Here is a 6,984-nt window from a genome sequence, read left to right as displayed (position 1 = left end):
AATCTGTCACCTAATTAATCAGGAAGAAGGGAGACATTTGTTTCTGGACGCTACACTTAATCCGAATTCGCTTTAACAATAATGAACTTCACCCAAAGTTTGCAGGATATTTACTCAACAGTAAAATTGGTCGGCAATACATTGAAAAGAGCGCCACAACTTCTGCAGGTAACTACAACATCAACACAAGCCAGCTGAGGGGGCTAACTTATGCGAGGCCCCCACTGGAAGAACAACGAAGGATTTTGTTGATTGCTTCAAATCAGGATTTAGCCATAGACATTAGAATCCAAAAAAATGAAAAGTTGAAATCCCTTAAAGCAGCCCTCATGCAAGACCTCCTCACCGGCAAGGTCCGTGTTACTCCCCTGCTGTCTAACTCAAAGGAGACCTCCCCATGAGCACGGATAAGGTCGCAACCAGCATCAAGCTCGACGAACGCAACCACGTCGAAAACCCATTTCTGGACCAGCTCCAAAGCCTCGGATGGCAGATTGTCGACCTCGACCGCTCACAGCACCCCGGCGACAGCTACCGCGAGAACTTCACCGAGGTGGTCCTTCTCCCTATCCTCCGCAAACGACTGATGGTCATCAACCCCTGGCTCGACGACGACCAGGTCGAGGAAGTCGTCAAACGGCTCACCGGATCATTCCCGGGAACTGGCCTACTTGAGAACAACCGTCACTTGTTCCACTTGTTGCTGGAAAACACCAGCGTGGGCGAGAACCGCACGACAGGCCAGAAAAGCCCCACTGTCCGTTTGGTTGACTTCGACAGCCCCGACCAGAACAGTTTCATCGCGGTCTGCCAGTTCAAGGTTCGCATCCTCGGAACCGAGCACCACATCATCCCCGATATTGTCCTATTTCTGAACGGGCTGCCTGTTGTCGTGATCGAGTGCAAATCCCCCAAAGTGAAGGATGCTATTGCCGAGGCCATTGATCAGATCATGCGATACAGCGAGCAGCGAGGATCCAAAGGCGAGGGCAGTCAACCCTTGTTCTTCTTTAACCAGTTCGTCGTGGCCACCTGCCGCCAACAGGCCAAATTCGGGACCATCACCACCCACACCGAGAAGTACTTCTACCGCTGGGCCGACCCCTACCCCAGAAAGCTTGACGACCTGGACCGCGGTGCAGGGGCTCCCAACGATCAGCAACGCCTCGTCGCTGGTATGCTCGACCACCGCAACTTGTTGGACTTGATCCGCACATTCACCCTTTTTCAGGCCAACGACACGGGCCAGACTATCAAGATCGTTGGCCGCTACCAGCAGTTCCGGGCTGTAAAGCTGGCCGTATCCCGCCTCCTGGAAGGCCGGACACCCAGGGAGCGGGGCGGCATTATCTGGCATACTCAGGGTAGTGGAAAATCCCTGACCATGATGTTCATGGTGCGAGAGATGTACCGACACGCCCAGCTTGCTAACTGGAAGGTTGTATTCGTGACCGACCGTATCCAGTTAGAACAGCAACTTACTGAGACCAGCCAGAGCACCGGATTCACAGTCAACGTCGCAAACAGCATTAAACGGCTGAAGGAACTCCTCAAGACCGATACAAGCGACCTGGTGATGGCCATGATCCACAAGTTCCGCGAGACAGATCTGGAAGAGACTTTCCCCGAGCTGAACCCGAGCACTAACATCCTGGTGATGACCGACGAGGCCCACCGCTCCCAGTACAAGTTGCTCGGTGCTAATCTGGACAAGGGGATCCCCAACGCCACCAAAATCGGCTACACGGGAACCCCCATCGACAAGACCGAGAGAGTATTCGGCGACTACATCGACAAATACACAATGCGCCAGTCCATTGAAGACGGGGTGACCCTGGAGATCATATACGAGGGCCGCACCCTCAATGCAGAGGTCCCCGATCAGGAAGCCATGGACCAAGCCTTCGCGGACGTCTTCAGCGACTACAATCTCAGGCAACGGCTCGAGATCATTGGCTACGGTTCTCGGAACGCCTACCTCGAAGCCGAGCCCACCATTGCGGCCAAAGCCAAGGATATGGTCCAGCACTACCTGACCCATGTGTATCCCAACGGCTACAAGGGCCAGCTCGTAGCCAATAGTCGCATGGCCGCTGTCCGTTACAAGAAGCATGTCGACGCCGCCCTGGCAGCAGCAGTGGCCGAGTTGGCGACCTCGAACCCAAGCCAGCTCGATCTTGATCAGCTTAAGCGGATGCAAACCGACGTCATCATCTCGGGCCGCACTAACGACGTACTCGAACTCAAGGACTTCACTAACAGCTCCCAGCACGAGGCCAGCATCAAAAGCTTCAAGCTTGCGTTCGGAAGCACCGAAGAAGGGGCAAGCGGTGATGTGGGTATCCTCATAGTAAATAACATGTTATTGACCGGGTTCGACGCTCCTATTGAGCAGGTAATGTATCTGGACAAGGTAGTCGTCGCTCACAACCTGCTGCAGGCGATCGCCCGCGTGAACCGGGTAGGTGGGGAAGCCAAAGAAAAAGGGTTTGTTGTCGATTATGTCGGCATCGGGCACCACCTGAAAAGGGCCCTCGACACTTACGATGAACGGGAGCAGAAGGAAGTCACCGAGGCCCTCAGCTCCCCCGAAGAGGAACTGCGTGAGCTGAAGTCCCACTATAACGCGGTCATGGCTCTCCTCAACAAGCACGGATTGAAAGACCTTACGGACCATGACGCCTTCTATGATGTCTTCTATGATGAGGACATCCGCTTCGATTTCATGCTTGTTTTCAAGCAGTTCACTCGCTCCCTAAATCTGGTGTTACCTGCTAAGCAAGCCCTGAAATACTTGAACAAATATCAGGCTCTTGTGGAAGTAAACGCTTTGGCGGGCAAACACTTCCGGGACGAGCGGCTCAGTATGAAAGGCATCCCGCCGAAGCTGCGGGCAATCACTGACCAGTTCCTGGAATCCCGAGGGATCGACGTAAAGGTGTCACCCATCTCCATTCTGGACGAGGACTTTTCCAAAGGCGTAGACAAGCTGAAGCGAACCAGGACCAGGGCAGCGGAGATCGAGCACGCAATCCGCCACCACCTTGATATTGAACTGGATGACGATCCCGATCTGAAGGCATCGTTTGCCGAGGCACTCGCTGCCATATTCCAGCAGTTCCGTGACAAATGGGATCAAATCCAAGAGGAGTTGGAAAAACTCCGCATTCGGATCATTGAGGCGGGGAACGAGCCTACCTACGGTCTGCACCGCAAGAAGCATATGCCGTTTTTCCGCATGTTTCAACGGGAACTGTTTGGAACAACCGAGATGGCCCAGGGAACGGGCGACCCGCTAGCCGCTGCCCCCAAGCCGACCTACGGACTTGCAGAGGACGACAGGATCGGCCTGCTAGTCGATCTGACCCAGAGGGTGTACAACGACGTCGAGCGGGAGCTGCGCTTGGCTGGCTTTTGGGAGAGCATCCCCGCCCGTAACAAGCTAAAAGAGGACCTCCAGGTTATCCTGCTGGCCGAGAAGTTCGCTGCAGTCTCCGACTTGGTTCCTAAAAGAGCCCATATCATCAGCCGCATCATGGAGATCGCCGAGAAAAATACCAACATCATCCTCTACGCGGAATAGCAGCCATGGACTTGAAGTACACCATCAAACGGTCGGCCAAGCGGGACAAGCTCACCATCACGGTCGAACGCAACCGAGAAGTCGTCATCCATGCGCCCGCCACAGCTTCCGAGGAGACCATCGCCAGGGTTGTCAAATCCCGTCGCCAGTGGATCTTCGAGAAGCTCAGCCACACCCAGAAATACCAGCCTCTGCCGCACCCCCCCGGCAAGGAATTCGTGTCAGGGGAATCGGCCCTGTATCTAGGCCGCGCGTACCGAATAGAGGTCGTCAAGAAGGGCCTCTTAGAGGTTCAGTTCAAACAGCGATTTCTGGTCCCTTCTGAGGGCGGGCAACGGCCCCACGGGGCCCTGAGGGCCTGGTACGAGGCCAGAGCAAAGGAAGTCATCCTCCCCCGTGTAGCGGCCCATGCAGCCACACTGGGTGTCGATTACAACCAAGCCAAGATCGTCGACGCACGGTACCGCTGGGGCTCGTGCACGGTCATAAACAACGTCAACTTCAACTGGCGACTGATTAAGGCCCCGTCCTGGGTGATCGACTACGTTATCATACATGAGCTGGCCCACTTGATCGAGGCGAACCACACTCCGAGGTTTTGGAATATCGTCAGATCGCAGGTGACCAGGATGGAGAAAGCGAAGGCATGGCTGAGTGAGAACGGGCAGCTTCTGGAGCAGGAAATCTGACTGTACGTCGTCAGCTTCAGTAACACTTTTACCCCATGACAATATCAGACTCAACTACATCCAATTGACTTTGTGTTGAAGAGAAAAAAGTAAATTACGTAACCGGCCTATCTTTGTGAGGAGCAACGACATCCTTGAAGAACTGAATATCATCATATTCTCCTGTACAACAACATCGGATACTTGGTTTTCCACTTGCTCCCGGATATCGACCCATGTCATATCGTGGTGGATTTCACCAATCGCAGTTTCAAATGCGCCAAATTCTGGTATTTTTGAGTTCTCGGCAAGCTTCCCTTCGGTCCAAACGCATTCCAATGTACCGTGGACTCGTTTCCTGAATGTCGAAGCTAGGTGATAAGTTAAGGAATCATCAACAATCATTGTTTCGAAGTCCTCAAGCATGTCATCGAGTTTGGCTAGCCGCCCCATAGTCAGTTCCTTGGACAAGTCGGCCTTCTTGTCTTTGCGTGACAAGATAACACCAAAAAAAGCGGCAAGGCCCATTGTTAATGCAATTGAGAATCCCTGCATCGGATCTAAGGTTGTCTGGCAGGTAATACCGGGCACCTCAAAGAGTCTCCCAATAATGAAGCCACCACCAGCACTACCAAGAATTAGTAGGGCGTATACTATTAAGTTAGTTGGCATCGCGAGCCTCTTCAATATACTCCCTTATATCCTTGATGAGATAGGGCTCCTCCAACGAAATCAACTCAATGCATCCTGATACGGTTTTGTAGGGGATGCCCGATTCTCGAATCAATCCACCAAACGCTTCTTCAAGAAATGAAGTCCCGAATCCTGCTGTCCCGTCAAGATCAACCACTAATGGCACGTCTTCTTTGAGAGCGTTTTGAAGTGCTGGTCCAAGTACCTTATTCCTGAACAGTTCTCCCGAAAAATCGCCTTCGGAAATATACCGAGGACCGGGTGTACTGGAGAACTCTTTGCAGACGGTTAGCAAAATCTTTTGTGAACTATCCATTTTTCTCACCTACCTCCAAGTTTTCAGCACCAACTTCCCAATAGATAAATGTTCCTTGGAAAGGGAAGTCTAGTGTCCTGAACTCACCTGCACCGACGTTTGCGAATACATCGTTGGTTATTACGTGCAGATTTGAAATCCAGTTTTGCTCCATCACTTCTCGAATTCCTGGTAGCCCTTTGCCCCTAAAAGGCTTGCCCGTCACCGTGCGGTGCAACTCTCCTTCGAGGATCTTCCTGAGAAGATCAGCATTGTTCTTGAAAGTAAATACTTCCTTTACTTTCTCCTTCCATCCAAAAAATTTATTCCCTGATGATTTACCTTCAAGGCTTTTGAAGACCCCAATTCCGTAGTCTACAAAAGAAAAGGAAACTCGCCTACTTTCCCTATCATGATGAACTGACACCCACCAATCCATTATAGCCTCTGACGTTTTATCTGCATGATTATGCGTGTTTTGCATCAATTCTATGAGAGACCTCTGAACTCCCTGTCGTCTCAACGCCTTACCCCATATCGTAATAGAAGCGTTTTCGATCAGCCGAGCAGTCAGCTGGGGATCTACGCGTTTCCAAGAATGGGTAAATATTCCATCTCCCTTTTTTGGTGTAATTTGGAACCGATCATTCTCGCCAATCTCAAGCTTTTCAAAAAATCCGGACCTCTTTATGATTTCTGCAGCCAATTGATTCCTTGGGAAGTCCCCGTTAAACTGAAGATTCTTGGCCTTAAATCTTACCATAATGGATAACAATACTACGATCGCGCTGTAGTCGATGATCTCGACATCCCTCAGCACAACAAAGACCTTCTTATTCTGTTTGAACTGATTTTTTAGCTTCCCAATAAAACCCGAGACCTTTTCTGGTTCCTTTATGAAGGAAAAAACATCTGGTGCTTTGATCTTCACGTATCCAGAAAAAGGGTCAAGCACCGTGTTTCTCGTACGCTTCGCAACTCCCTTCTTTCGCACTCCCGTCCTATTTTCCTGCCTTCGCCAAGCCTTATATCGCTTACGAGCCGCCATCGACTTACGTCCACGGTAAGCAGCATGATTCTTCTTCTGCCAGTTCTTTCTTTGTATACCCATATTGCCACTCTATTGAAGGAATGTAGCCCCACGTCGCCTTAGCTTTCCGTCGGTATTTTCGATAATTCGTAGGCTAACGTGAATTCTAAGGGAGCAGCCGGTATGCAACCAGAGATATTCCTCTGTACTCAAGAATCGACTGTTAATCACCGGCCCCGGAAAAGATGTTGCGACGAAAAATGAAGAAGCCGCTTCAAACATGATCCCTAGACGAGAAGCGGTATCAGTATCCAGCGTATTCCACTTCATTTTTGTCCTGGCACTTGATCTATTCGGTACTGAATATTCAATTGCTCATTGGAGAATTCTTTGTACACGGCTTCTGGTCGCACATTCGTTGTCGCAGTAATGATCTTGGTTTTTTGTGATAGGACACCGGTTCAAAACCCAGAGAAAATATTCCAAAGGGATTTGATCATATTTAGCTCCCCTACGGGCGACTGTACCCTTACTGGAGAGCTATTGCCCAGAATCCACCAACAAACCTGGTAAAATTTGTACCTAGAATTGTACCTAGTTTACACTTTAGGCAAAAAAGAAAGAACCCGCGTTTACAGCAAGTCCTTTATTCTCAATTATTTAGTTGGTGGAGCCAGGGGGGCTCGAACCCCCGACCTCTTGACTGCCAGTCAAG

The 6,984-nt window shown here is 50.8% G+C and carries 6 protein-coding genes; 3 read left to right on the top strand and 3 right to left on the bottom strand.

All coding sequences use genetic code 11. The features are described from left to right. Positions 1 to 17: 17 nt before the first annotated feature. From KOO63_06835 to KOO63_06825, 3 genes are read left to right on the top strand one after another with little or no spacing between them, the layout of a single operon-like run. Positions 18 to 401: a restriction endonuclease subunit S gene (locus KOO63_06835; protein ID MBU8921517.1), complete on the top strand. Its 384-nt coding sequence runs from the start codon at positions 18 to 20 to the stop codon at positions 399 to 401. Then, positions 398 to 3,583, top strand: coding sequence for an HsdR family type I site-specific deoxyribonuclease (locus tag KOO63_06830; GenBank protein MBU8921516.1), 3,186 nt, complete (start codon positions 398 to 400; stop codon positions 3,581 to 3,583). Before KOO63_06835 ends, KOO63_06830 begins: the two co-directional genes overlap by 4 nt. 5 nt (positions 3,584 to 3,588) lie before the next feature. Beyond that, positions 3,589 to 4,272, top strand: a complete 684-nt coding sequence (locus tag KOO63_06825) for a M48 family metallopeptidase (GenBank protein MBU8921515.1) — start codon at positions 3,589 to 3,591, stop codon at positions 4,270 to 4,272. Positions 4,273 to 4,326: 54 nt separating this feature from the next. Here KOO63_06825 and KOO63_06820 read toward each other — a convergent pair whose 3' ends face one another. Genes KOO63_06820 through KOO63_06810 form a run of 3 tightly spaced genes read right to left on the bottom strand, consistent with a single transcriptional unit; the run spans position 4,327 to position 6,233 of the window. Next, a complete protein-coding gene (locus tag KOO63_06820; GenBank protein ID MBU8921514.1) occupies positions 4,327 to 4,938 on the bottom strand; it encodes a hypothetical protein in 612 nt (203 codons plus the stop codon). After that, on the bottom strand, positions 4,913 to 5,260 hold the full coding sequence (locus tag KOO63_06815; protein ID MBU8921513.1) for an STAS-like domain-containing protein: 348 nt from the start codon (positions 5,258 to 5,260) through the stop codon (positions 4,913 to 4,915). The genes KOO63_06820 and KOO63_06815 overlap by 26 nt, the downstream gene beginning before the upstream one ends. After that, positions 5,253 to 6,233 carry a hypothetical protein gene (locus KOO63_06810; GenBank protein ID MBU8921512.1) on the bottom strand — a complete coding sequence of 327 codons (981 nt, stop codon included), beginning with the start codon at positions 6,231 to 6,233 and terminating at the stop codon, positions 5,253 to 5,255. Before KOO63_06810 ends, KOO63_06815 begins: the two co-directional genes overlap by 8 nt. Positions 6,234 to 6,984 lie beyond the last annotated feature (751 nt).

Source organism: Candidatus Latescibacterota bacterium, from assembly GCA_019038625.1.
In the GTDB taxonomy this organism is placed as follows: domain Bacteria; phylum Krumholzibacteriota; class Krumholzibacteriia; order Krumholzibacteriales; family Krumholzibacteriaceae; genus JAGLYV01.
This window is presented reverse-complemented; position numbering and strand designations above follow the sequence as displayed.

What these genes read in the sequence shown, in the direction of transcription:
- KOO63_06830 (MBU8921516.1), top strand. Translation starts at nt 398, where the DNA reads ATGAGCACGGATAAGGTCGCAACCAGCATCAAGCTCGACGAACGCAAC.
- KOO63_06815 (MBU8921513.1), bottom strand. Translation starts at nt 5,260, where the DNA reads ATGGATAGTTCACAAAAGATTTTGCTAACCGTCTGCAAAGAGTTCTCC.
- KOO63_06825 (MBU8921515.1), top strand. Translation starts at nt 3,589, where the DNA reads ATGGACTTGAAGTACACCATCAAACGGTCGGCCAAGCGGGACAAGCTC.